Origin of the sequence: Streptomyces sp. LN549 (assembly GCF_043203805.1) — a bacterium.
Classification (GTDB): Bacteria; Actinomycetota; Actinomycetes; order Streptomycetales; family Streptomycetaceae; genus Streptomyces.
In genome coordinates this window covers 5782614-5805381 of sequence record NZ_JAZHRI010000002.1, presented here as the reverse complement: position 1 = coordinate 5805381, position 22768 = coordinate 5782614, and the positions used below count along the sequence as shown (strand labels likewise).

Below are 22768 nucleotides of genomic sequence, written 5' to 3'. Positions count from 1 at the left end.
GGTTACTTGACCGCGACCTGCGAGATGTCGAGCAGGCCGGTCCAGTCGCTGATCACGACGTTCTTGACGGACCCGCCGTACAGACGCTTGTAGACGGGGTGGAACAGCGGCACGGTCAGTGCCTGCTCACCGACCTTCTTGTCGAGCGCGCCCCAGCGCTTGGCGGCGGCGCTCAGGTCGGTCAGCTTGTTGATCTCGTCGATCTCCTTGTTGACCGCGGGGTCGTTCAGCTGGGCGGAGTTGAAGTTGTACCCGGCCTTGACGATCTGGCGTCCGTCGAAGATCGGGGCGAAGAACGGACCGCCCGAGGGCCAGTCGGCACCCCAGCCGCCGAGGAAGAAGCCGGGCTCGGTCTTCACGTTGTAGACGGTGTCCGAGTAGGCGTTGTCCTCCAGGCCCTGGAGCCTGACGGTGATGCCGGCCTTCTTCAGCGCCTCCTGGAGCGCGGTGGCGATCTCCGGGCTGGTCTCGAAGTTCTTGTCGTTGTTGTGCGTGAGGGTGACGGTCAGCCCCTTGGGATAACCCGCCTCCTTCAGCAGTTCCTTCGCCTTGGCCGCGTTGCCGTTCCTGCCTGCCGGGAAGGCGTCGTACGGCGTGTAGCCGAAGGAGGCCTGGTCGGGCAGGAAGGTGGTGGCGGGCTCGGCGAGCGCGGAGCCGCCGGCGGCGTTGACGACGGAGGTGCGGTCGACGGCGTACGAGATCGCCTGGCGCACCTTCGGGTTGTCGAACGGCTTCACCTTCGGGTTGAAGGCGATGTAGTTGGTGTATCCGAAGTGGCCGGTGCCGACGCGGGCGGCGAGCTTCTTGTCGCCGCTGACCTTGGCGAGCTCGGCCGGGCCGAGGTTGGTGTCGGTGGTGACGGCCGCGGCGTCGGCACCCTGCGAGGCGGCCAGCCGCTGGTTGATGACGGCGGAGTCGAGCCCGGAACGGACGTCGATCCGGTCGGGGTAGGCCTTGCGCTCCTCGTCGGTGGCGGCCGACCAGTGGGTGTTGCGCTCCAGGATGAGGCGCTCGCCGTCGCCCTCGTTCCTGACGACCTTGTACGGACCCGAGGAGACCGGGTGCTCCTCGTACTTCGTGCCGGTGTCCTTGGCCTTCGGCACCGGGGTGGTCTGCGTCTGCGTGGCCAGGAAGGGGAACTCGCCCTCGGGCTTGTTGAGGTGGAAGACGATGGTCTTCGCGTCGGGCGTCTCGATCGAAGCGAGGCCCTTCTTGTCCTTGTACGGGCCCTGGTAGTCGGCCCCGCCGATGAGCCAGTCGCGCAGGTAGGGCGCGCCGCCGGAGAGCTCGGCCGCGAAGGAGCGCTCGATGCCGTACTTGATGTCGGCGCTCGTGATCGCGGTGCCGTCCTCGTACTTGATGCCGTCCTTGAGGGTGTACGTCCAGACGGTGGCGTTCTTGCTGGGCGTGCCCAGGTCGGTCGCCAGGTCGGGGACGACCTTCGAGCCCGCGGCGCCGTCCTCGCGGTTGCGGGTGGTGAGCGTGCGGAAGACGAGGGAGGGGACGTTGCCGCCGCCGGAGGTGTAGAGCCGCGCGGGGTCGAAGTCCTCCTGCGGGCTGGCGTTGAGGACGGTCAGCGTGCCGCCCTTCTTGGGCGCGCCCGCCGCGCCGGAGGTGCCGTCGCTGCCCTTGCTGCTGCCCTCGGGGCCGCAGGCCGCGGCTCCCGCGGCCACGGCGAGTACTGCGGCGGCCGCTGCTACGCGGCGCGATATGACGGACGGATGACGCATCGGAAGATGACCTCTCGGAGTACTGCCTGAATGAAGGAAACAGAAAGTGATTCCGTGCAGGCGGCGACGAGAGACATGTGCACACAACCGGTCGGAACGGGTGAAGGTGACCGGAACACTGGAACTGCCGCGCCTGCGGACGGAGTACGCCCGGGCGCGGCTGTCGGGGAAGGGCGGTCCGGGCCATCAGGGCTCGGACGGGGGCCGACGCGCACGCGGGCAGGCGTCAGCAACAGTCGATGTCGGCGACGCTGTGCCCGGTCACGCCGATGAGCGCCAGCTCAATGGCGGCGTGATCGGAGGTGACGAAGCTGCGTGACATGCCGAGAAATATCGGTGACGGCCCGACCGATGTCAACGCGATATGAGACGGTCATCTCATCATGCGGACGGCCGCCCGGAGCGGGCTCCGTGCGGGCCGCCCTCACGGAGTCTCGCCGGGGCAGCCGGGCAACCGCCCCGGCGAGCCCCGCCCCGGCTCAACCCTTGGGATACACCCAGGGGTTGGGGCGGCACTTGATGCCGTCGATGTCGAGCGACTTGGTCTGCTGCTGCATCACCGGGGCGAGGGCCCCCTTCGTGCCGCAGCTCACATGGTTGTGACCCAGCCGGTGGCCGACCTCGTGATTGATCAGCATCTGGCGATAGGCGAAGAGCTTGTCCGGTCCGAAGGTGGAAGAGCCCTGGGCCCAGCGGTAGGCGTTGATCATTACGCGCTCGGTGGCCGCGGAGTCGCAGGACACGTTGTCCTCCATCGTGTCCAGACCCGACTTCTCGCACCACTCACCCGTGGTCCCCGGACTGGCCAGCGTGATGACGAAATCCGGCTTCCCGGTGGAAATCCGTTCGAAGGTCATGTCGCCGTCGTGCGCCCAACTCCGGTCATCATTGAGGGTTTTCTGCACCGCCTCGGCAAAGAGCGCGGAGTCGAGCCCGAGCCCCTTCTCGACGTCGATCCGGTAGCGGTACCTATGCCCCTTGCCCGGAGCCTTCGCCGTGCCGGCGACCGCCTCGAATTTCCCGGAAGCGGTCAGCTTCGGCGCCAGCGGATAGGCCCTGGCCATTTTCTGCTCGTACGAAAGGGGCTTGGCCACCGCCACCTTCGGGGCGGGCGTCGTCCGGTCGTCGGAGCGGGAGGCATCACCGTCGCCGCCCCGGTCCACGCCCGCGGCCTGCGCGGCTCCGGTCCGGCTGCCGCTGTCGTGGGCGACCTGGCCGGCCACGACCACCGCGAGCACGGTCGTCACCGCGGCCGCGGCGATGCCGGTGAAGGTGCGGCCCCTGCCGCCCTTGGTGTCCTTGGTGTCCTTGTCAGGAGCCTCCGCGGCCTCGTCCGCACCCGGCGGCCGCTCGTCCCACTCGGTGACGGAGCGGTACGGATCCGCCGGTCCGGAAGGAGCCGCGCCCGGCCCACGGGGCGCGGGCGGGGCGGGCGGGCTGTCGAAGGCATCGACGAACTCACGCCGCGGACCCGGTATGAGCGGCCTGGTGGCGGTCCCCTGCGCATTCCGCGGCGCCTGGGAATTCTGCGGCCGCCCCGGCGCCTGGGGCTGGGCCTGGTTGCCGATGCGGCCGCCGCCCGGTCCCGCGCCGTACGGCGGGGCCGGCCGTTCGCCGTACCGTCCGACGGGCCCGGTCCCCCAACCGCCGCCCGGTTCACGCTGTTCGGGATGGCCGCCGCGCACCTGGGGCGTGCCCTGGAACGGGGTGTGGCCGTCGGGGCCGGGAGCCGCGTCGCCCGGCCGTCTCCGCCGGCCGCTGCCGGCAACGGGCCGGGCGCCCTCGCGCCCCGCTTCCCCGTTCGCCCCGTCCGGCCCGGTCTCGGGCGCCCTGGGGGCAGGGCCCTTTCGGCTGTGTCGTCCCACGCCCCGGATCAGCTCCCGCCGCATTCGTCGAGCAGTTCCCGGAACGCCTGGGCGACCGCTTCCGGGTACTCCATCATCGCCACGTGCCCGGCGTCGGGCAGTGTCAGCAGTCGCGCATCGCGGAAGGCCGCGGACGCCCTGCGTGCCATCCGGTGCGAGACGAGCCGGTCCCGTCCGCCGTACACGAGCTGGGTCGGTGCGAGCACCCGCTCGGCCTGGCGCCACAGCCCGTGCTGACCGCCCAGCGTGTACGCGTCGACGATGCCACGTGCCGAGCGCGCCATCGCGTCCCAGAAGTACGGCAGCGCCAGCCGCCGCTCCATTTCGGCCACCGCGTTGTGGAAGCCGTCGGCGGAGACACGTGCCGGATCGCCGTAACAGAGTGCCATGACTCCGCGGGTGCGTTCCTCCGCGCTCCAGTCCCGGGTCATCCGGGCGAACAGGGACACGATTCCCGGGACGGCGAGCAGTGCGGTCGGCGCGGCCGACCACTGCACCCGGATCTCGGGGAGCGCGGGCGAGATCAGGGTGAGGGTGCGCACCAGGTCGGGACGGACCGCGGCGACCCGCGTCGCCACCGCCCCGCCCAGGGAGTTGCCGAACAGGTGGACGGGGCCGCGCTCGCCCGCGTCGAGGAAGCGGATCACCGCGCGGGCGTGGCCGGTGACCGAGTAGTTGCCGTCGTCCGGCGGCGGGGAGTCCCCGAAACCGGGCAGGTCGAGCGCCTCGCTGTCCAGTACGTCCTGGAGCAGCGGCATCAGCGCGGTCCAGTTCTGCGAGGAGCCGCCGAGCCCGTGCACGAAGAGCGCGGGCGGCAGTCCGGTCCGCTCCGGCGGCCGCGAACGGACGGTCAGCGTCAGCCCGGGCAGCGTGACGGAGCGAAGCCTCTCCCCCTCCGCGACTCTGACGGCGCTCACCGTGGGGGCCACCGCTGCGGCGGCGGCGCGGACTCCCGGCAGCTCGGTCGAAGACATGCGGCAATGTTACGAGACGATCACACCGTGGTTCATGTGTTCGCCATCACAGATCGCATGGCGGCTTCCGGGGGTAGCTCCTAGGCTCGGAGCAAGGAAGGGAGTCACCATGACGGTCGACCCCAATGACCCGGAGACCTTCGAGGGCGTCCAGCCGGACGATCCCGACCAGGAGGCACCCGACGCGGACGCCGCCGAGCAGCGGACGGATCTGCGTCCGCAGGGCGACGAACCGCTGGCGGACGTCGACCGGGACCGTGCGAACGAGGCGGATGCGGCGGAGCAGGCCCGCGTTGTCCCACAGGATGAGGACGATTACCGCTGATACGCCCCGCTATGCGGCAGGGGGTACGGAAACTGTGGCTACCGCAGTCGTCCGGTCCGTGAAATTCTGCGTCCGCGCCGCGCATACGAGGGTTACCCAAAAGTACGATGTCGGTATGGCGCAGCGTGCACGGAACGGCTGGGTCGGATCACGATTTTGGGAGGCGGCGTGACAGCCATCGAGCAGACCGAGGCGGCGCGCCCGCGGGGCACTCGTTTGCCCCGCCGCGCCCGACGCAATCAGCTCCTGGGGGCCGCACAGGAGGTCTTCGTCGCACAGGGGTACCACTCCGCGGCGATGGACGACATCGCGGAGCGGGCCGGGGTCAGCAAGCCGGTGCTCTACCAGCACTTCCCGGGCAAGCTGGAGCTCTATCTGGCCCTGCTCGACCAGCACTGCGAGTCGCTGCTCCTCGCGGTGCGCACGGCGCTGGCGTCGACCACCGACAACAAGCTGCGTGTGGCCGCGACGATGGACGCCTACTTCGCGTACGTCGAGGACGAGGGCGGCGCCTTCCGGCTGGTCTTCGAGTCGGACCTGACCAACGAGCCCGCCGTGCGCGAGCGGGTCGACCGGGTCTCGCTCCAGTGCGCCGAGGCGATCTCCGACGTGATCGCGGGTGACACGGGCCTGTCCAAGGACGAATCCATGCTGCTCGCGGTCGGGCTGGGCGGGGTGTCCCAGGTGGTCGCCCGCTACTGGCTCTCCAGCCGGTCCGCCATCCCGCGCGACACGGCGGTGCAGCTCCTCACCTCGCTGGCCTGGCGCGGCATCGCGGGCTTCCCGCTGCACGGCATCGATCAGCACTGAGCGGGGCGGCCGGCGCCGGTGTTCGCTGCGGGCGTTGCCCGCGGAGCCCTGTCCGGTCCCCTCAGCGGGCTAATGTGTCCTGCGTACGGCGCGGTTCACCGCGCAGGGACTGACCGTCGGAGGGACATAGCCGTGGAGGTCAAGATCGGGGTGCAGCACACGCCCCGGGAGATCGTTCTGGAGAGCGGGCTTTCCGCCGAAGAGGTCGAGAGCGCGGTTTCCGAGGCTCTCGCCGGCAAGGCGCAGCTGCTCAGCCTCACGGACGAGAAGGGCCGCAAGGTCCTGGTGCCGGCCGACCGGATCGCCTACGTGGAGATCGGCGAGCCCAGCACGCGACGGGTGGGGTTCGGCGCGCTGTAGAACCTGTCCGCAGGACAGGCTCTCCCGGCACGCCCGGACGCAGAGACCGTGGAAGCGGCCCGGCGGGGATTTCCCCGCCGGGCCGCTTTCCGTTGTGCCGCAGGTAGGGGGCGGCTCGCTTCGCCGGGCGGGCCGTTCCTGTGCGACGGCTGAGCGAAGCCTGCCCACGGGAGGGTTGTCCTCCGCCGCCCGGGGGTAGTACCGCCTACGACCGATTTGCCCGCCCCCGCACCTGCGAGGTGATCGTCTGTGATCTTGGAAACCCTGGGTTCCGTCGTGCTCGGACTCGCCCTCTCCTGGGCGGCCCTGCGCACCCTGTCGCCCCGTCTCCCTTCCCGTCGCGCCGTGCTCGGCACCGGCACGCTGGGAGCCCTGTTCGGCGCCTGGCTCACGCACTCGGTGCTGGGGTCGGGCCATGCGGCGGCCACACTGGTGGGCTCGGTGCTGATCTCCGCGGTGACGCTGTCCCTGTTGCTGAGGCCGCGCAGCCGCCGGCTCGGCCGGTCAGCGGCGGCCTGACGCCGCCGCGGTCCGGCAGAGCCCTACGCCGCCAGCCCCAGGGCGGCCATCCGCTTGGTGTGCGCCTCGGTGATCCGGGAGAACATCCGGCCGACCTCGGCCAGGTCGAATCCGTCGGCCACCCCGCCCACCAGCATGGTCGACAGCGCGTCACGGTCGGCCACGACCCGCTGCGCCTGCGAGAGCGCCTCGCCCATCAGCCGGCGCGCCCACAGCGCGAGCCGGCCCCCGAGCCTCGGGTCCGCCTCGATCGCGGCGCGCACCTTCTCGACGGCGAAGTTCCCGTGACCCGTGTCGTCGAGCACCGCGAGGACCAGGGAGCGGGTGTCCGAGTCGAGCCTGGCCGCGACCTCGCGGTAGAAGTCACTGGCGATCGAGTCGCCGACGTAGGCCTTCACCAGGCCCTCCAGCCAGTCCGAAGGCGCGGTCATGCGGTGGAAGTCGTCGAGGGCCTTGGCGAACGGTTCCATGGCGCCGGTCGGCTCCACCTCGATCGCGGTCAGCCGGTCCGTCAACCGCTCGAAGTGATGGAATTCCGCGGAGGCCATCTTCGCCAGCTCCGCCTTGTCGGCCAGGGTCGGCGCGAGTTTCGCGTCCTCGGCGAGTCGCTCGAAGGCCGCCAGTTCCCCGTAGGCGAGTGCTCCCAGAAGGTCGACGACGGCGGCCCGGTACTGCGGCTCCGCGGACGCGGTGGCCCAGTCCTGGTCGGCGATTTTGGTGGATGCGGGGGTTTCCGTGGCGTTGTCAGGCGTCTCCATGGAGCGCAGAATAGCCCGCCCGCCGAGGGGTGGAGGGGCCCGGCCACCGACTGACGTCACACCGTTCCGATGAATTCGCCCAACACAGATGCGCGAATCCGGGGTACAGTGGTATTGCGCTTACTGAGCATTTTGCAACTGCTCGTTGCGCGAAATTGAATGAGGATGCCCGGTCGGTGGCCCGATCGGCTCCGACCCGACAGCCCTCCACGCGGTGCGTACGACACGTACGACCGCAGATGAGGGGCCCCCTCAGCGGCACGAGCGCTCGAGCGACGGCAGTGGTCCCGCGCCACCCGGCCCATCCACGGCCGGATGACCAACCCCGGCACGGTACGACCCCCTTCGTTCGCCTCGGACCGCGTTTCACAGAAGAGGCAGCACCCTGACTACGTTCCGAGACCTCGGGATCCTTTCCGAGACGGCCGAAGCCCTTGAGGCTGTCGGCATCACGTCCCCCTTCCCCATCCAGGAGATGACGCTCCCCGTAGCGCTCTCCGGCTCCGATGTCATCGGACAGGCCAAGACCGGCACCGGCAAGACGCTCGGTTTCGGCCTGCCGCTGCTGGAGCGCGTCACCGTCCTCGCGGACGTCGAGGCGGGCCGGGCCCAGCCCGAGAAGCTGACCGACGCCCCGCAGGCGCTGATCGTCGTCCCGACCCGCGAGCTCTGCCAGCAGGTCACCAACGACCTGCTGACCGCCGGCAAGGTGCGTAACGTCCGCGTTCTCGCCATCTACGGCGGCCGGGCCTACGAGCCGCAGGTCGAGGCCCTCAAGAAGGGCGTCGACGTGATCGTCGGCACCCCGGGCCGTCTGCTCGACCTGGCCGGCCAGCGCAAGCTCGACCTGTCGCAGGTCCGCGCCCTCGTCCTCGACGAGGCCGACGAGATGCTCGACCTGGGCTTCCTGCCCGACGTCGAGCGCATCATCACGATGCTGCCGGCCAAGCGCCAGACGATGCTGTTCTCGGCGACCATGCCGGGCGCGGTCATCAGCCTCGCGCGGCGCTACATGTCGCAGCCGACGCACATCAACGCCACGTCGCCCGACGACGAGGGCACGACCGTCAAGAACACCGCGCAGTACGTCTACCGCGCGCACAACATGGACAAGCCCGAGATGGTCTCGCGCATCCTCCAGGCCAACGGCCGCGGGCTCGCGATGATCTTCTGCCGCACCAAGCGCACCGCGGCCGACATCGCCGAGCAGCTGGAGAAGCGTGGTTTCGCCTCCGGCGCGGTCCACGGAGACCTCGGCCAGGGCGCCCGCGAGCAGGCGCTGCGCGCCTTCCGCAACGGCAAGGTCGACGTGCTCGTCTGCACCGATGTCGCGGCCCGGGGTATCGATGTCGAGGGTGTCACCCACGTCATCAACTACCAGTCCCCCGAGGACGAGAAGACCTATCTGCACCGGATCGGCCGGACCGGCCGTGCGGGCGCCAAGGGCATCGCGATCACGCTGGTCGACTGGGACGACATCCCGCGCTGGCAGCTGATCAACAAGGCCCTGGACCTGAAGTTCCCGGACCCGCCCGAGACGTACTCCACGTCGCCGCACCTGTACGAGGAGCTCGACATCCCGGCCGGCACCAAGGGTGTCCTGCCGCGTACCGAGCGGACCCGTGCGGGTCTGCGGGCCGAAGAGGTCGAGGACCTCGGCGAGACGGGCGGCCGTGGCCGCAAGTCCGCCGCCGCGTCGGCCCCCGCGGTCCGCGAGGAGCGTGCTCCGCGTACGCCGCGTCAGCGCCGTCGCACCCGGGGCGGTTCGAATGCGGAGGAGGGCGCCGTGACCGTGACGGTGCCCGCGCCGGCCACGGAGGCCGTCGAGGCTCCCGAGGCCGTTGACGGCCCGTCCGAGCCGCGCACCCCGCGCCGCCGCCGGCGCAGCCGCGTCGGTGCCGCGGACATCGCAGCCGAGGCCGCGGTGGCCGTGGCGGAGGCTCCGGCCGTGGTCATCGACACCGAGCCCGCGCCCGAGGCCGCCGAGCCGAAGAAGCGGACCAGGACCAGGGCGGCCAAGGCCGAGGTCGTGGTCGACACCGAGACCGAGATCGCGACGGAGACGGCGGCCGAGGCGAAGCCGCGCCGCCGCCGCGCCCGGGTCGTGAAGCCGGTGACGGAGGAGGTCGACTTCCAGACCGCTCCCGTGGCCGAGCCCGCGCCCGCCGCCGCGACGGTGACCAAGCCGCGCCGCCGCGCCCGGGTGATCAAGCCCGCCGAGGACGAGGTCGACTTCCAGATCGCGCCGATCGCCGAGCCCGAGTCGGACTCCAGGCCGCGCCGCCGCCCCCGTGCGGCAGCGAAGCCGAAGACGGAGGCCGTGGCCCAGACGCCGGCCGCCGAGGGCGAGGCCAAGCCGCGCCGGCGCCGTGCCCCGCGGACGGCTGCCGCCAAGTCCGAGGGCTGAGCACGCACCACGCGCCAAGGATCGCCGGACGGGCCCGAGGGATCGACTCGGGCCCGTCCGGCGTTCCACGGCATGACGGACCTCACCCGCGGTCGTAACCTCGTGCCATGAGCAGGCCACCCACCTTCACCCCGCCCCCCTGCGCCCGTCCCCGCGCACTGCACACCGAGCGCGGGGACTTCGCCGTGCTGGACGCGGTGCCGCGTACGCGATCACGGGGCACCGTCCTCCTCCTGCCCGGGTACACCGGCAGCAAGGAGGACTTCATCGCGCTGCTGCAACCGCTCGCCGACGCCGGCTACCGCGCCGTCACGGTCGACGGGCGCGGGCAGTACGAGACTGACGGGACGGACCGTCAGGAGGCTTACAGCCAGGGCGAGTTGGCACGTGACGTGCTTGCGCAGACAGCGGCGCTCGGTCTCGGGGAGGGAGGGGTCGACCTGCTCGGCCACTCACTCGGCGGGCAGATCGCGCGCGCCGCCGTGCTCCTGGACCCCGCACCGTTCCGTTCGCTCACCCTGATGTCCTCCGGACCGGCGGAGGTCGTCGAGGCCCAGCAGGTCAAGCTGAAGATCCTCGGTGACGCGCTCGCCACGATGAGCATGGACGACGTCTGGGACGCCATGCGCGCCTTCGACCCGCCGGCCGAGGCGGAGACGGACGGCGAGGACATGCGGCGGCGCTGGCTGCGCCACCGCCCCGCGCAGCTGATCGCCACCGGCCGCCAACTGGCCACCGAACCGGACCGCGTCGCCGAGCTCGCCGCCATCGAGCTGCCGGTCCATGTGATCTCCGGCGAGCGCGACGACGTCTGGCCGGTGCCGCTGATCGACGAGATGGCGGTGCGCCTGGGCGCACGCCGGACCCGGATCGAGGGCGCCGAGCACTCCCCCAACACGGACCGGCCGGCGCCGACGGCGGCCGCGCTCGCCGCCTTCTGGGACAGCCTTCAGGCGGCTCCGGGAGCGCGGGCGGCACCGTAGGGGCACCAGGCGTCAGTACTGCGCCTGGAGGTGCTGCCAGAAGCCGTCACGCAGTGCCCGGCGCAGATGCGCGTGGCCGCGCAGCGAGTGCTGGAGCAGCCGCTCGGCCTCGACCAGCAGGTCCTGGTCGACGGAGCCCGGCAGATACGGATGCCCGGGCAGCAGATCGGCCAGGGACTCGCGGCCGCGGGCGGAGAGCCAGGTGGCGGCGATCTGCGCCCCGACGAAACGGACGTCCTCGCGCGAGGGCGCGGGGGCGTCCTCCTCATAGGTGGTGACGGGGCGTCTGGTCACGTACGGACGGCAGAAGTCGAGGTCGAAGGTGCGCTGGCTGTCGACCTCCCAGAGCAGCGGTTCGGCCTGGTTGCGCCCTTCAGCGGCTTCGATGCCCCACAGGTGGACCCGGGCCCCGTACCCCTGCGCGGCCTCGACGGCCGACACCAGGTCCTCGTCGCCGCCGACCAGCGCCGCGTCGCTGATGGCGCGGTGGCGGGCGAGGGATTCGAGGTCGGTGCGGATGAGCGAGTCGACGCCCTTCTGCTGGTTGTTGGCGTTGAGGTTGCCCAGCCTGACCTTGACGTCAGGGAGTTCGGCGATGGACTGCTGCTCGACGGTGTGGATCCGGCGCCTGGCCCCGTCGTACCAGTACACGCGCAGCAGTCTGCTGTCCGCGAAGATGGTGCGGGCCTTGTCGATGAAGGCCTCGATCAGTCCTTCGGAGTCGAGGTCGAAGGAGCGCCGGTCCTCGGTGCCGGTGACGAGCAGCCCGGCGGCGGCGTACACATATCCCGCGTCCACGAAGATCGCGTGGGTCGACGGGGTCTTCGACACCTCGGCGAGCACACGCTGGAGCAGTTCGTTGGTGCGGTCCAGACGATCGCCGATCTCTGCCTCGTTCATGCGGGCCTCGTCGCGGAGAACATCGTCCGCGCATGCTCGGTTACCTGCTGGTACTTAGACATCCAAAAAATTTCCTTAGCGTAGGGAATGATTGCAGGAGGCAAGCCGTTGTACACACCGTGGGGCGCGGGACAGAGATGCCTGTGCGCTCCACATCCTTGCGGACGGGCCACCCGTCCTCCCAGTAGTTCTCCAGCAGGAGGATCAGACGAAGGGAAGCCATATGCGCTTCGAGATCATGCGACTCGACGATGTCGACGGTACCGCCGTGGACAGCACCGTCGTGGACGCCGCCTCCGTCAACCGGATCGTGCAGCAGGCCGCAGCAATCGGCCAGCGCATCTATATCCGCCCGGCCGAAAGCTCGGCTTCGTAACGCATTGCCGACGTAAAAAAGACGCCGACGTATAAAGACGCGAAGCGCCCCCGTACGGAAGATCCGTACGGGGGCGCTGTGGTGTCCGGGGCCTGGTCAGGCGTTCTGGATGACCTGGGTGACGCCGTTGATGATCTGCTGGACGGCGATGGCGGAGAGCATCATGCCGGCGAGCCTGGTGACCAGTACGACGCCGCCGTCCTTGATGACCCGGATGATCAGCAGCGAGTAGCGCATGGTCAGCCAGAGAACGACGTGCATGGCGATGATCGCCGTCCAGACCGAGATCTGACTGCCGACGGTGTCGGCGTGCTGCACCGCCAGGATCACCGAGACGATCGCTCCTGGGCCGGCGAGCAGCGGCATGCCGAGGGGGACGAGCGCCACGTTGACGTCCTTGGTCTGCGTCGGCTCGTCGGTCTTGCCGGTCAGCAGATCGAGCGCGATCAGCAGCAGGAGCAGTCCGCCCGCGATCATCAGCGCGGGGACGGAGACATGCAGGTAGTCCAGGATCTGCTGGCCGAGCAGCCCGAAGACGGCGATCACACCGAAGGCGACGGCGACCGCCTGCAGTGCCATCCTGCGCTGCATCCTGGCGGGACGGCCCGCGGTGAGGGCGAGGAAGATCGGGGTGATCCCGGGCGGATCCATAATCACAAAAAGGGTGAGAAAAAGGGATCCGAAGACAGCGACGTCGAACACAGTGAGCCTTGCGAGGAGAGAGCGGAATTGCGGCGGGGAGGAGCGCACCGCGGACCGGCGGCCGTCGCACGGTGCGACAGCAGCGGCGGCGGGCCGGTGCGCGAGGTGGGGACGAATGGCGTCACGCGGTCGCGCGGCGGAGCGGGCGGAGGCGTGAAGGGGTGGCGCGTGGGCCGTTACGAGACGACGGGTCCGCCGGCCCCCGGCACCGGGAAGGCTCCCGTGGCGCGCCGGGTGATCTCGCCGTAGATCTCCGGGTCGGTCATGTACTCGCCGAGCGCCACGGTCTTGCGGCTGCCGTGGTAGTCGCTGGACCCGGTGGTCAACAGCCCGAGCTCGCGGGCCAGTCCGCGCAGCCGGGCCCGGGTCGGCCCGTCGTGATCCATGTGGTCGACCTCGATGCCGTCGAGTCCCGCCGCGGCAAGCGACGCCATCGACGACTCGGGGACCACCTCGCCGCGTTTGACGGCGGCCGGATGAGCGAAGACGGTGACGCCGCCGGCGGCCTTGACCAGCCGGATCGCGTCGAAGGGGTCGAGTTCGTGCTTCTCGGCGTACGCGCGCCCGCCGTCGGCGAGCCACTCGGGCGTGAAGGCGTCGGAGACGGTCTCGACGACGCCGAGCTCGACCAGCGCGGTGGCGATGTGCGGCCGCCCGACCGAGCCGTCCCCCGCGATCCGTGCGACCTGCTCCCACTCGACCGGGACACCCAGCTCCCGGAGCTTGCGCACCATGGTCTGCGCGCGCGGCACCCGGTCGTCACGCACCAGCTCGCGCTCGCGCGCCAGTTCGGGCTCGTCCGGGTCGAAGAGGTACGCCAGCATGTGCAGCCCCACGCCGTCGATACGGCACGAGAGCTCCGCGCCGGTGACCAGGGTGAGGCCTTCGGGGAGCGCGGCCTTCGCCGCCGCATGACCACGGACGGTGTCGTGGTCGGTGAGGGCGACGACATCGAGCCCCGCGGCGGCTGCGTTGCGCACCAGCTCGGCGGGGGTGTCCGTACCGTCCGACGCGGTGGAGTGGGTGTGCAGGTCGATGCGCACGACACGTACTCCAGTGCTCGCAGCCGGGTGGGGGACGCTCAAGGATAACCGGCGCGCGAGCCCTCCCCGGCCCGCTCAGGGTGCCGTCAGCAGCCGGGGCGTGAGGGCGCCGCAGGGCACCAGGTCGACCTCTCCCCCGGCGTCGCGCAGATCGGTCAGCACCAGCTCGTCGTACATCAGCAGGCCCGACTGCTCGGGCCAGACGATCGCCCACAGCCAGAGCCCGCACGCCTCACCGGCGAAGACCGCCCGGTCGGCAGGGGCGTCCTTGACGTGCCAGAGCGGGGTCGGACGGCCGGCGGCGAGCACCTTGACGTCCGGCGGCCCGTCGACCCGCAGCAGCGGGCCCGGGTCCGGGCCGTCGATCCCGGCGTACCGCGCGCCCAGCCCGACGCCGAGCTCCTCGGCGATGAGCAGCAGTTCACCGATTCCGCCGAGCGGACCCGGCCCGGAACAGGCGACGGCGGTGGCCCGGCCGCCGCTGCGGTCGTCCCCCGCGGCCGCGACACCGGTGAACAGCCAGCCGACCGGCAGCGGCCAGGGCATCCACACGGGCACCTGGGCGCGGTGCACCACCACCCCGAGTCCTTCGACGCTGGGCGGGATGACCGGCTGCATCGGGTGCACGCTGCCGTGCACGTCGCACTGCCAGGTGTCGTCAAAGAAACCGGGCGCCTTGACCCGGCCTCCACACTTCGGGCAACTGGGTTCGCCCCTCATAGCGCCCAACGGTCCTCCCCGGTCGTCGCCGCGTCAAGGACGATCACCCTTCCGCAGCGTGGCTCCGACCAGCAGATTTAGATGTAACTTGCATTCATTAGACGCCCTAACTTATTCTGTGTACAACACACCGATCTAGTGGAGAGCGAGAAGTCCCATGCAGGGAGAGGATCCGTTCGAACAGGGAACGGCGAGCATCCTGCGCCAGCCGAAGGCCGTCTGGGCCACAGCAGGCGCATCTGTGGTCGCGTTCATGGGAATCGGCCTGGTGGACCCGATCCTCCCGTCCATCGCGAAGGGGCTGGAGGCGACGCCGAGCCAGGTGTCCCTGCTGTTCACCTCGTACTTCCTGATCACGGCCGTCGCGATGCTCGTCACCGGGTTCGTCTCCAGCCGCATCGGGGGACGCAAGACACTGCTGGCCGGCCTCGCGCTCGTCGTGGTCTTCGCCGCGCTCTCCGGCACGTCCTCCTCCGTCGCGGAGCTCGTCGGCTTCCGGGCCGGCTGGGGTCTGGGCAACGCACTCTTCGTATCGACGGCACTCGCGGTGATCGTGGGTGCCGCGGCGGGCGGCAGCTCGGCGGCGATCCTGCTGTACGAATCGGCGCTCGGCCTCGGCATGGCCTGCGGGCCGCTGCTCGGGGCGCTGCTCGGTGACGCCAGCTGGCGCTACCCGTTCTTCGGCACGGCCGCGCTGATGGCGATCGGCTTCGTCTGCATCACGGCGTTCCTCAGGGAACAGCCCCGGCCGGCGCGCAGGACGTCCCTGCTCGACCCGCTCAAGGCACTCGGCCACGGCGGTCTCGCCTCCGTCGCGACCTCGGCGTTCTTCTACAACTACGCCTTCTTCACGATCCTGGCGTTCACACCGTTCGTGCTGAACATGACCCCGTACAAGTCCGGCGCCGTCTTCTTCGCCTGGGGTCTGCTGCTCGCGGTCTTCTCGGTGCTCGTCGCGCCGCGGCTGCAGAAGCGCTTCGGCTCGCTCAAGGTGGTCGGCGCCTCGCTGGTGCTGCTCGCAGCGGACCTGGTGATCCTCGGTTACGGCAACCACACGACGGCGATCGTCTGCACCATCCTCTCCGGCGCCTTCATCGGCATGAACAACACCGTCTACACGGAACTGGCGCTCGGGGTCTCGGACGCTCCGCGCCCGGTGGCCAGCGCCGGCTACAACTTCGTCCGCTGGTTCGCGGCCGCCGCCGCCCCCTACCTGGCCCCGAAGATCGAGGAGTGGAGCAACATCCACATCCCGTTCGTGGTCGCCGCCGTCGCCGCGGTCGTCGGCGCGGTCGTCATCTGGGTCCGGCGCTCGGCGCTGTCGCACGAAGCGGAGGAGCTGGAGCCGAAGCACGCCTCCGAGGACGGTGTCACGGTCTTCGCCAACTGACCGGCCTACGCCCCCGTACCGCCCCGCCCACGGCTCCCCCTCCTGGCCGCGCGGCGGGGCTCTCCTGTGTGCCGCGTCTCGGCGGCGTCAGTCCAGGGCGACCGAGGCCCGCAGCGGATCGCGCAGATCCGTCCCCTGCGACAGCCACCGCTCCTGGAGTTCCTGCGCGCCCCTGACCCGCTTCCAGGCCGCCTCGTTGTGCGTCATCGGCAGCAACGGCAGGAAGCGCACCGGCTCCATCGGCTCGTCCAGTTCCAGATCCTCGACCAGTCCTCCCGACTCGGCGACCAGCACGGAGCCGAACGGCGCCCCGGGCCACAGCGGTTCACCCACGTCCAGGGAGGCGCCGGGGGCCACGATCACACCCTCCACCTGAGGCGAGGCCGCCAGCACGGCGAGCTTGCGCAGCACCTGGTCGGTGTCGGCCAGGCCGACCCGTACCGAGAGGACCAGTTCGGCGCGCGGGCCCTTGACCGGGTCGGCGAGCGTGGCCGTCGGATCGGCCATCGGCTGGGCGGACATGCCGAGGGTGGCGTACCTCACCACATCGCCGTCGATGAATCGGAGTACCTCGATCCGGTCCGTCCCGAGAAACGTCACTGCTGCGCGTGCGTCCGGTTCACCCAAGGCCGTCCGCAGACGCGCCTCGACCAGCGCAAGAATTTCTGCCATGCCGTGAGCATAGGACGCGTATGGAACGGGCAAAGTAAGGGATTGACCCTGTACCGGCTGCTAGCCTGGGGTGCCGGTCGGGACAGCACGCAGAAGCGTCGCTCTCAAGTCCCGACGAAACGTCATCCCCCACGGGGGACCGACCGGAGGAGGTGGGGCTGCGGTGGATCCAAGTCGACCGTGCAGTACCAACCGCTCTTCCGCTCGACACCTTTCTTCTGTGATCTGACGCCTTCTCGGTCAAGGCCCCCGGCATTTCGCACGACGGAAGAGCACTCCCTTTTTGCCTGTCTGTAGCGAACGCCGTCGTCGTGCCTCCGCGGTGCCGCCCGCTTTGCGGACGTGAGCCCACGTCCCCATTCCGGGCTGTTCCACGCCTGCGCCGGCGGCCCTCCGTGAAGGAGCCAGCCATGTCGATGATCCGTGACCTGCGCGCCGTGGTGCGCCCGTCCCTGCGCAAGACCAACACCCTGCACAACGGTTACGACGCCACGCGCGACCCGTCCGCCTCCAGCGCGGTCGTCGACTGCGCGGTCTACCGCGACGGCCGCCGTATCGCCGAGGTGGAGGGCACCTGCCGTACGCCGCACGAGGCGATGCTCCGCGTACGGGAGAACGGCGGCTTCGCCTGGATCGGCCTCCATGAGCCGACCGAGGAGGAGTTCGCGGGCATCGCCCGGGAGTTCGGACTGCACCCGCTCGCCGTGGAGGACGCCGTCCACGCCCACCAGCGGCCGAAGCTGGAGCGGTACGACGACACGCTGTTCACCGTCTTCAAGACGATCCACTACGTCGAGCACGCCGAGCTGACCGCGACCAGCGAGGTCGTCGAGACCGGCGAGGTGATGTGCTTCACCGGCCGGGACTTCGTCATCACCGTGCGGCACGGCGGCCACGGCTCGCTGCGTGCGCTGCGCCACCGGCTGCAGGACGACCCCGAGCTGCTCGCCAAGGGCCCGTCCGCGGTCCTGCACTCCATCGCCGACCATGTCGTCGACGGGTACATCGCGGTGGCGGGCGCGGTGCAGGACGACATCGACGAGGTGGAGATCGAGGTCTTCTCCACGCCGGACAAGGGAAGCCCGCGCGGTTCGGACGCGGGCCGGATCTACCAGCTCAAGCGCGAGGTGCTGGAGTTCAAGCGGGCCGTCTCGCCGCTGCTGCGCCCGATGCAGCTGCTCAGCGAGCGACCGATGCGGCTGATCGACCCGGACATCCAGAAGTACTTCCGGGACGTCGCCGACCACCTGGTCCGGGTGCAGGAGGAGGTCATCGGCTTCGACGAACTGCTGAACTCGATCCTCCAGGCCAACCTGGCGCAGGCGACCGTCGCGCAGAACGAGGACATGCGCAAGATCACGTCCTGGGCGGCCATCGTCGCCGTACCGACGATGATCTGCGGCGTCTACGGCATGAACTTCAAGCACATGCCGGAGCTGCGCTGGACGTACGGCTACCCGATGGTGATGGGTTTCATCGGCGTGGTCTGTTTCTCCATCCACCGCATGCTCAAGCGCAACGGCTGGCTCTGAGGCCGCGGGGGCAGGGGGTCGGTCCGAGACCCACCCCCCTGTGCCGGGCGGTCTAAGCTCTGCCCATGACTGCCGCTGACACGCTGCTCGGGCCCGCCCTCGTCGAGGAGGCCACCAAGAAGTCCGGCCTCATCTGGGTACGCGGCACCGGCCCCGCGCGGGCGCTGTGGCACGTGTGGCACGAGGGTGCGGCGCATCTCGTCGGGGACGGCCCCGGTGAGCAGCCGCTCCCGGCCGGACTCACCGACGGTGCCACCGCGGAGGTGACCGTCCGCAGCAAGGACAAGGGCGGCCGTCTCATCGCCTGGTCGGCCTCGGTGGCGCAGCTCGCACCGCACAGTGACGAGTGGGAGGCCGCGGTCGCCGAGCTCAAGGGCAAGCGGCTCAATGCCCCGGACGCCGAGCAGATGCCCGAGCGGTGGGCACGCGAGTGCCGGATCGTCACGCTGACGCCGCTCGACTCCCGTACGGAACTGCCCGACACCTCGGGGGCGGCGGCCCCCCTGCCCACCACCGCGACCACGCGGCTGCCGGTGCCCGCCGGGCTGCCGCGGCTGCTGAAGAAGTCCCTGCGCAGGTCGTAGCTACGAGGAGGACGACTTCGGCAGCTGCTGCCCGTAGTCGACCGTCTCGTCCTCGGCCGGGGCCGCCAGCGCAAAGTCCTTGCCCCAGTCGGCGAGCGTGATGACGCCCCCGCCGCCGCCGCGGGCGAAGCTCAGCGGGTACGGGGTGCCCTCCAGGGACACGTCCAGGGCGCCGCCTTCCCCCTTGCCGCCCAGGATCCGGATGGTGCGCACCCCGCCGACCTTGTCGCGGTCGCCCTTGCCGACTTCGCCGTGCAGCGTGAGCAGCCCGTCGAGCAGCACCTTCTTGTCCGTGAAGCCGCGCAGCTGCTTGTACGTGGGGTCGTCCTCGGGGACCTTCACGTACTTGTCGTCCAGCTTGTCGGCTGCGGCGCCACCCGCGTCACTCGTCTTCCCGGCGTCCGTCTTCTTCTCGTCGTCGTGGTTCCAGAAGCCCGCGCCGGCCTTGAGGTAGAGCTCGTCACCGATCCGCAGCAGTTCGAAGGTGCTGTTCTTCGAGGTGACGGAGCCCGCACCGCCCTTGTCCTTGAGCTGCATGTCGATCTTGTACGTGCCGCCCTTGCTCACCAGCGTGCCGGCCAGCCGGACCGCGTCGGCGGAGTCCGCCGCCGTCTGCGCCTTCTTCTCGATCTCCGGCCCGGTCAGTTTGCCGATGCCGTTGGTCCCCTTGTCCGGATCCTCACCCGCGCACGCGGTCAGGGCCGCGGTCAGCCCGGCACAGAGCACGAGGGCGAGGGTGGCGGTCCGGCGGCGGGCCCGGACGGGCGGAACGACAGAGGTCACAGGCGCACTGCCTCTCATCTGCATGGCGGGGGTGGCAGACGGCAGCGTACCCGTGCGGCCTACGTCTTCCTGCAGAGAGCCGTACGGACGGTTCGCCAGGGCACCACGGAGCGGTACGGGCTAGCCTGATCACGTCATAAGGGTGCAATAACTGTCTGAACAGACCGGATGCGTAAGAGCCTCCGGCGATCGGGGACGCCGCCCCCCGACAGCCGGACGCTCCGAAGCCGCGGAGAACGAGGAGGCGCAGGCATGGCACCAGGCACCCCCCGCGTCTTCGTCTCGCACCTGTCCGGCGTACCGGTCTTCGACCCCAACGGCGACCAGGTGGGACGCCTCCGCGACCTGGTCGCGATGCTCCGGGTCGGCGGCCGGCCGCCCCGGCTGCTCGGCATCGTGGTCGAGGTGGTGAGCCGGCGCCGGATCTTCCTCCCGATGACCCGGGTGACGGGCATCGAGTCGGGACAGGTCATCACCACCGGCGTGGTGAACATGCGGCGCTTCGAACAGCGGCCCACCGAACGTCTGGTGCTCGGCGAGTTCCTCGACCGGCGGGTCAGCCTGGTGGAGACCGGCGAGGAGGTCACCGTCCTGGACGTGGCCATCCAGCAGCTGCCTGCCCGCCGCGACTGGGAGATCGACAAGTACTTCGTCCGCAAGGGCCGGGGCGGGGCGCTGCGCCGCAAGGGCGAGACCCTGACCGTCGAGTGGTCGGCCGTCAGCGGCTTTTCGCTGGAGGAGGACGGGCAGGGCGCGGAGTCGCTGGTCGCCACGTTCGAGAAGCTGCGTCCCACCGATGTGGCCAACGCCCTGCACCACCTCTCGCCGAAGCGCCGGGCGGAGGTCGCCGCCGCCCTGGACGACGACCGGCTCGCCGACGTCCTGGAGGAGCTCCCCGAGGACGACCAGGTGGAGATCATCGGCAAGCTCAAGGAGGAGCGCGCCGCGGACGTCCTGGAGGCCATGGACCCCGACGACGCGGCCGACCTGCTCTCCGAGCTCCCCGAGGAGGACAAGGAGCGGCTGCTGACGCTGATGCGCCCGGACGACGCGGCCGACGTGCGGCGCCTCATGTCGTACGAGGAGCGGACCGCGGGCGGTCTGATGACCACCGAGCCGATCATCCTGCGGCCGGACGCGACGGTCGCCGACGCGCTCGCCCGGGTCCGCCAGTCGGACCTGTCCCCGGCGCTCGCCGCGCAAGTGTACGTGTGCCGGTCGCCGGACGAGACGCCGACGGGCAAGTACCTGGGCACGGTGCACTTCCAGCGGCTGCTGCGGGACCCGCCGTTCACCCTGGTCAGCTCGCTCGTCGACAGCGATCTGGTGGCGCTGCCCCCGGACACCCCGTTGTCGGTGGTGACGAGCTACCTGGCGGCGTACAACATGGTCTCGGTGCCCGTGGTGGACGAGAGCGGCTCGCTGCTCGGCGCGGTGACGGTCGACGACGTCCTGGACCACCTGCTGCCCGACGACTGGCGGGAGACCGACTTCCACGGCCGTGAGGGGGTGCTCCGTGGCCGGTGAGGACCGCTCCAGGGCGTCGAACGGCTCGACGGCGCTGACCCGCACCCCCAGGGCCCGGCTGGACCAGCCCAAGGCCCCGCGCCGGCGGCTGCTGCCGGAGTACGACCCCGAGGCGTTCGGCCGGTTCTCGGAGCGGATCGCGCGCTTCCTGGGCACCGGACGGTTCATCGTCTGGATGACTCTGATCATCATCCTGTGGGTGGTCTGGAACATCTTCGCGCCCGGGAACCTGCGGTTCGACGAGTACCCGTTCATCTTCCTGACCCTGATGCTCTCGCTCCAGGCCTCGTACGCGGCCCCGCTGATCCTCCTCGCACAGAACCGGCAGGACGACCGCGACCGGGTCACCCACGAACAGGACCGCAAGCAGAACGAGCGCTCCATCGCCGACACCGAGTACCTGACCAGGGAGATCGCCGCGCTGCGGATGGGCCTCGGGGAGGTCGCCACACGCGACTGGATCCGGTCCGAACTGGAGGACCTGGTGAAGGACCTGGACGACCGGCGGGCGCTGCAGCCCGCCGAGAGTGACGAAGACCGCTGACGGGGCTACCCGCGCGTAGCGAAAGGCGCCGTACCTCCCACCCGTCGCCCGCCACCACCCTTCCAAGGAGCGCTGCGCGCACCCGTACTATCGAGGTATGGCTACGGAAGACGCGGTGCTTGAGGCACTGGCGACAGTGAACGACCCGGAGATCCACCGCCCGATCACCGAACTCGGCATGGTGAAATCGGTCGAGATCGATCCTGACGGTGTGGTCGCTGTCACGGTGTATCTCACCGTCTCCGGCTGCCCGATGCGCGAGACGATCACCAAGAACGTGACCGACGCGGTGGCCCTCGTCGAGGGGGTGTCCCGGGTCGAGGTCACGCTCGACGTGATGAGCGACGAGCAGCGCAAGGAGCTCGCGACCTCGCTGCGCGGCGGCACGGCGGAGCGCGAGGTGCCGTTCGCCAAGCCCGGCTCGCTGACCCGGGTGTACGCGGTTGCCTCCGGCAAGGGCGGCGTCGGCAAGTCCTCGGTGACGGTGAACCTCGCGGCGGCGATGGCGGCCGACGGCCTCAAGGTCGGTGTCGTGGACGCGGACATCTACGGGCACAGCGTGCCGCGGATGCTCGGTGCGGACGGCAAGCCGACCCAGGTCGAGAACATGATCATGCCGCCGTCCGCGCACGGCGTGAAGGTCATCTCCATCGGCATGTTCACCCCGGGCAACGCCCCGGTGGTGTGGCGCGGCCCGATGCTGCACCGCGCGCTGCAGCAGTTCCTCGCCGATGTGTACTGGGGCGACCTGGACGTCCTCCTGCTCGACCTGCCGCCGGGCACCGGTGACATCGCGATCTCCGTGGCCCAGCTGGTGCCCAACGCGGAGATCCTGGTCGTCACGACCCCGCAGCAGGCCGCGGCCGAGGTGGCCGAGCGGGCCGGTTCGATCGCCGTGCAGACCCACCAGAAGATCGTCGGTGTCGTCGAGAACATGTCGGGCATGCCGTGCCCGCACTGCGACGAGATGGTCGACGTGTTCGGCTCGGGCGGTGGCGCGCGGGTGGCCGAGGGCCTGACGAAGACGGTCGGCGCGGAGGTGCCGGTGCTCGGCTCCATCCCGATCGACGTACGGCTGCGCGAGGGCGGCGACGAGGGCAAGCCCGTCGTCCTGTCCGACCCCGACTCCCCGGCGGGCAAGGCCCTGCGCTCCATCGCGGACAAGCTGGGCGGCCGTCAGCGCGGCCTGTCCGGCATGTCCCTGGGCATCACCCCGCGCAACAAGTTCTGACCGCGGGCACAACGCAGGGTGCCGGGACCCTTC

Annotated in this window: 24 protein-coding genes; 13 read left to right on the top strand and 11 right to left on the bottom strand. The window is 70.4% G+C overall.

The window, feature by feature from the left end:
- Window positions 1–2 precede the first annotated feature (2 nt).
- The 4 genes from SH922_RS26485 to SH922_RS26470 form a co-directional block, all read right to left on the bottom strand.
- Window positions 3–1730, bottom strand: a complete 1728-nt coding sequence (locus SH922_RS26485) for an ABC transporter substrate-binding protein (protein WP_393060342.1) — start codon at window positions 1728–1730, stop codon at window positions 3–5.
- 226 nt (window positions 1731–1956) lie between these two features.
- Complete coding sequence (locus tag SH922_RS26480; protein ID WP_393060341.1) at window positions 1957–2052, bottom strand: Ms4533A family Cys-rich leader peptide; 96 nt, start codon at window positions 2050–2052, stop codon at window positions 1957–1959.
- A gap of 157 nt (window positions 2053–2209) precedes the next feature.
- On the bottom strand, window positions 2210–3619 hold the full coding sequence (locus tag SH922_RS26475) for a DUF3152 domain-containing protein (RefSeq protein WP_393060340.1): 1410 nt from the start codon (window positions 3617–3619) through the stop codon (window positions 2210–2212).
- Complete coding sequence (locus tag SH922_RS26470; RefSeq protein ID WP_393060339.1) at window positions 3604–4569, bottom strand: alpha/beta fold hydrolase; 966 nt, start codon at window positions 4567–4569, stop codon at window positions 3604–3606. The genes SH922_RS26475 and SH922_RS26470 overlap by 16 nt, the downstream gene beginning before the upstream one ends.
- Window positions 4570–4678: 109 nt before the next feature.
- Between SH922_RS26470 and SH922_RS26465 the strand changes: the two genes are divergently transcribed.
- From SH922_RS26465 to SH922_RS26450, 4 genes are all read left to right on the top strand, one after another.
- The gene (locus tag SH922_RS26465; protein ID WP_393060338.1) at window positions 4679–4894 is read left to right on the top strand and encodes a hypothetical protein; all 216 of its coding nucleotides are present in this window, start codon (window positions 4679–4681) and stop codon (window positions 4892–4894) included.
- A gap of 168 nt (window positions 4895–5062) precedes the next feature.
- Window positions 5063–5704, top strand: coding sequence for a TetR/AcrR family transcriptional regulator (locus tag SH922_RS26460; RefSeq protein ID WP_393060337.1), 642 nt, complete (start codon window positions 5063–5065; stop codon window positions 5702–5704).
- A gap of 132 nt (window positions 5705–5836) precedes the next feature.
- Window positions 5837–6064: a DUF3107 domain-containing protein gene (locus SH922_RS26455; RefSeq protein ID WP_024490505.1), complete on the top strand. Its 228-nt coding sequence runs from the start codon at window positions 5837–5839 to the stop codon at window positions 6062–6064.
- 249 nt (window positions 6065–6313) lie between these two features.
- The gene (locus SH922_RS26450) at window positions 6314–6583 is read left to right on the top strand and encodes a hypothetical protein (RefSeq protein ID WP_393060336.1); all 270 of its coding nucleotides are present in this window, start codon (window positions 6314–6316) and stop codon (window positions 6581–6583) included.
- 23 nt (window positions 6584–6606) lie between these two features.
- On the opposite strand, the gene SH922_RS26445 is transcribed toward SH922_RS26450, so the two are convergent.
- Window positions 6607–7341, bottom strand: a complete 735-nt coding sequence (locus SH922_RS26445) for a ferritin-like fold-containing protein (RefSeq protein ID WP_326738584.1) — start codon at window positions 7339–7341, stop codon at window positions 6607–6609.
- A gap of 475 nt (window positions 7342–7816) precedes the next feature.
- On the opposite strand from SH922_RS26445, the gene SH922_RS26440 reads away from it, so the two are divergent.
- Complete coding sequence (locus tag SH922_RS26440) at window positions 7817–9748, top strand: DEAD/DEAH box helicase (protein WP_393060335.1); 1932 nt, start codon at window positions 7817–7819, stop codon at window positions 9746–9748.
- A 107-nt stretch (window positions 9749–9855) separates the two neighbouring features.
- On the top strand, window positions 9856–10731 hold the full coding sequence (locus SH922_RS26435; RefSeq protein ID WP_393060334.1) for an alpha/beta fold hydrolase: 876 nt from the start codon (window positions 9856–9858) through the stop codon (window positions 10729–10731).
- Between the two features lie 12 nt (window positions 10732–10743).
- Here the strand turns inward: SH922_RS26435 and SH922_RS26430 are convergent, their stop codons facing one another.
- A complete protein-coding gene (locus tag SH922_RS26430) occupies window positions 10744–11631 on the bottom strand; it encodes an NYN domain-containing protein (protein WP_393060333.1) in 888 nt (295 codons plus the stop codon).
- 223 nt (window positions 11632–11854) lie between these two features.
- On the opposite strand from SH922_RS26430, the gene SH922_RS26425 reads away from it, so the two are divergent.
- Entirely contained in the window at window positions 11855–12007 is a 153-nt protein-coding gene (locus SH922_RS26425; protein ID WP_198676864.1) for a hypothetical protein, read from the top strand.
- Window positions 12008–12103: 96 nt separating this feature from the next.
- Here the strand turns inward: SH922_RS26425 and SH922_RS26420 are convergent, their stop codons facing one another.
- From SH922_RS26420 to SH922_RS26410, 3 genes are all read right to left on the bottom strand, one after another.
- Window positions 12104–12709, bottom strand: a complete 606-nt coding sequence (locus SH922_RS26420; protein ID WP_351002313.1) for a MarC family protein — start codon at window positions 12707–12709, stop codon at window positions 12104–12106.
- A 176-nt stretch (window positions 12710–12885) separates the two neighbouring features.
- Entirely contained in the window at window positions 12886–13752 is an 867-nt protein-coding gene (locus tag SH922_RS26415) for a PHP domain-containing protein (protein ID WP_393060332.1), read from the bottom strand.
- 75 nt (window positions 13753–13827) lie between these two features.
- Window positions 13828–14472, bottom strand: a complete 645-nt coding sequence (locus tag SH922_RS26410; protein WP_393060331.1) for a DUF6758 family protein — start codon at window positions 14470–14472, stop codon at window positions 13828–13830.
- Window positions 14473–14629: 157 nt separating this feature from the next.
- Between SH922_RS26410 and SH922_RS26405 the strand changes: the two genes are divergently transcribed.
- A complete protein-coding gene (locus SH922_RS26405; RefSeq protein WP_393060330.1) occupies window positions 14630–15862 on the top strand; it encodes an MFS transporter in 1233 nt (410 codons plus the stop codon).
- 87 nt (window positions 15863–15949) lie between these two features.
- Here the strand turns inward: SH922_RS26405 and SH922_RS26400 are convergent, their stop codons facing one another.
- Complete coding sequence (locus SH922_RS26400; RefSeq protein ID WP_351002309.1) at window positions 15950–16534, bottom strand: suppressor of fused domain protein; 585 nt, start codon at window positions 16532–16534, stop codon at window positions 15950–15952.
- A gap of 410 nt (window positions 16535–16944) precedes the next feature.
- Here SH922_RS26400 and SH922_RS26395 point away from each other — a divergent pair, with 410 nt between their 5' ends.
- Both SH922_RS26395 and SH922_RS26390 read left to right on the top strand, forming a co-directional pair.
- Window positions 16945–18066 (top strand): magnesium and cobalt transport protein CorA, encoded by a 1122-nt coding sequence (locus SH922_RS26395; RefSeq protein ID WP_393060329.1) that lies wholly within the window; start codon window positions 16945–16947, stop codon window positions 18064–18066.
- Between the two features lie 65 nt (window positions 18067–18131).
- Window positions 18132–18650, top strand: a complete 519-nt coding sequence (locus tag SH922_RS26390) for a hypothetical protein (RefSeq protein ID WP_393060328.1) — start codon at window positions 18132–18134, stop codon at window positions 18648–18650.
- Here SH922_RS26390 and SH922_RS26385 read toward each other — a convergent pair whose 3' ends face one another.
- Complete coding sequence (locus SH922_RS26385; RefSeq protein ID WP_393060327.1) at window positions 18651–19433, bottom strand: hypothetical protein; 783 nt, start codon at window positions 19431–19433, stop codon at window positions 18651–18653.
- 252 nt (window positions 19434–19685) lie between these two features.
- On the opposite strand from SH922_RS26385, the gene SH922_RS26380 reads away from it, so the two are divergent.
- The 3 genes from SH922_RS26380 to SH922_RS26370 all read left to right on the top strand — a co-directional run bounded on the left by SH922_RS26380 (window position 19686) and on the right by SH922_RS26370 (window position 22735).
- Window positions 19686–20960: a magnesium transporter MgtE N-terminal domain-containing protein gene (locus SH922_RS26380; RefSeq protein ID WP_393060326.1), complete on the top strand. Its 1275-nt coding sequence runs from the start codon at window positions 19686–19688 to the stop codon at window positions 20958–20960.
- On the top strand, window positions 20950–21504 hold the full coding sequence (locus SH922_RS26375) for a DUF1003 domain-containing protein (protein WP_393060325.1): 555 nt from the start codon (window positions 20950–20952) through the stop codon (window positions 21502–21504). Before SH922_RS26380 ends, SH922_RS26375 begins: the two co-directional genes overlap by 11 nt.
- 97 nt (window positions 21505–21601) lie before the next feature.
- Window positions 21602–22735 (top strand): Mrp/NBP35 family ATP-binding protein, encoded by a 1134-nt coding sequence (locus tag SH922_RS26370; protein ID WP_359076833.1) that lies wholly within the window; start codon window positions 21602–21604, stop codon window positions 22733–22735.
- Window positions 22736–22768: the final 33 nt, after the last annotated feature.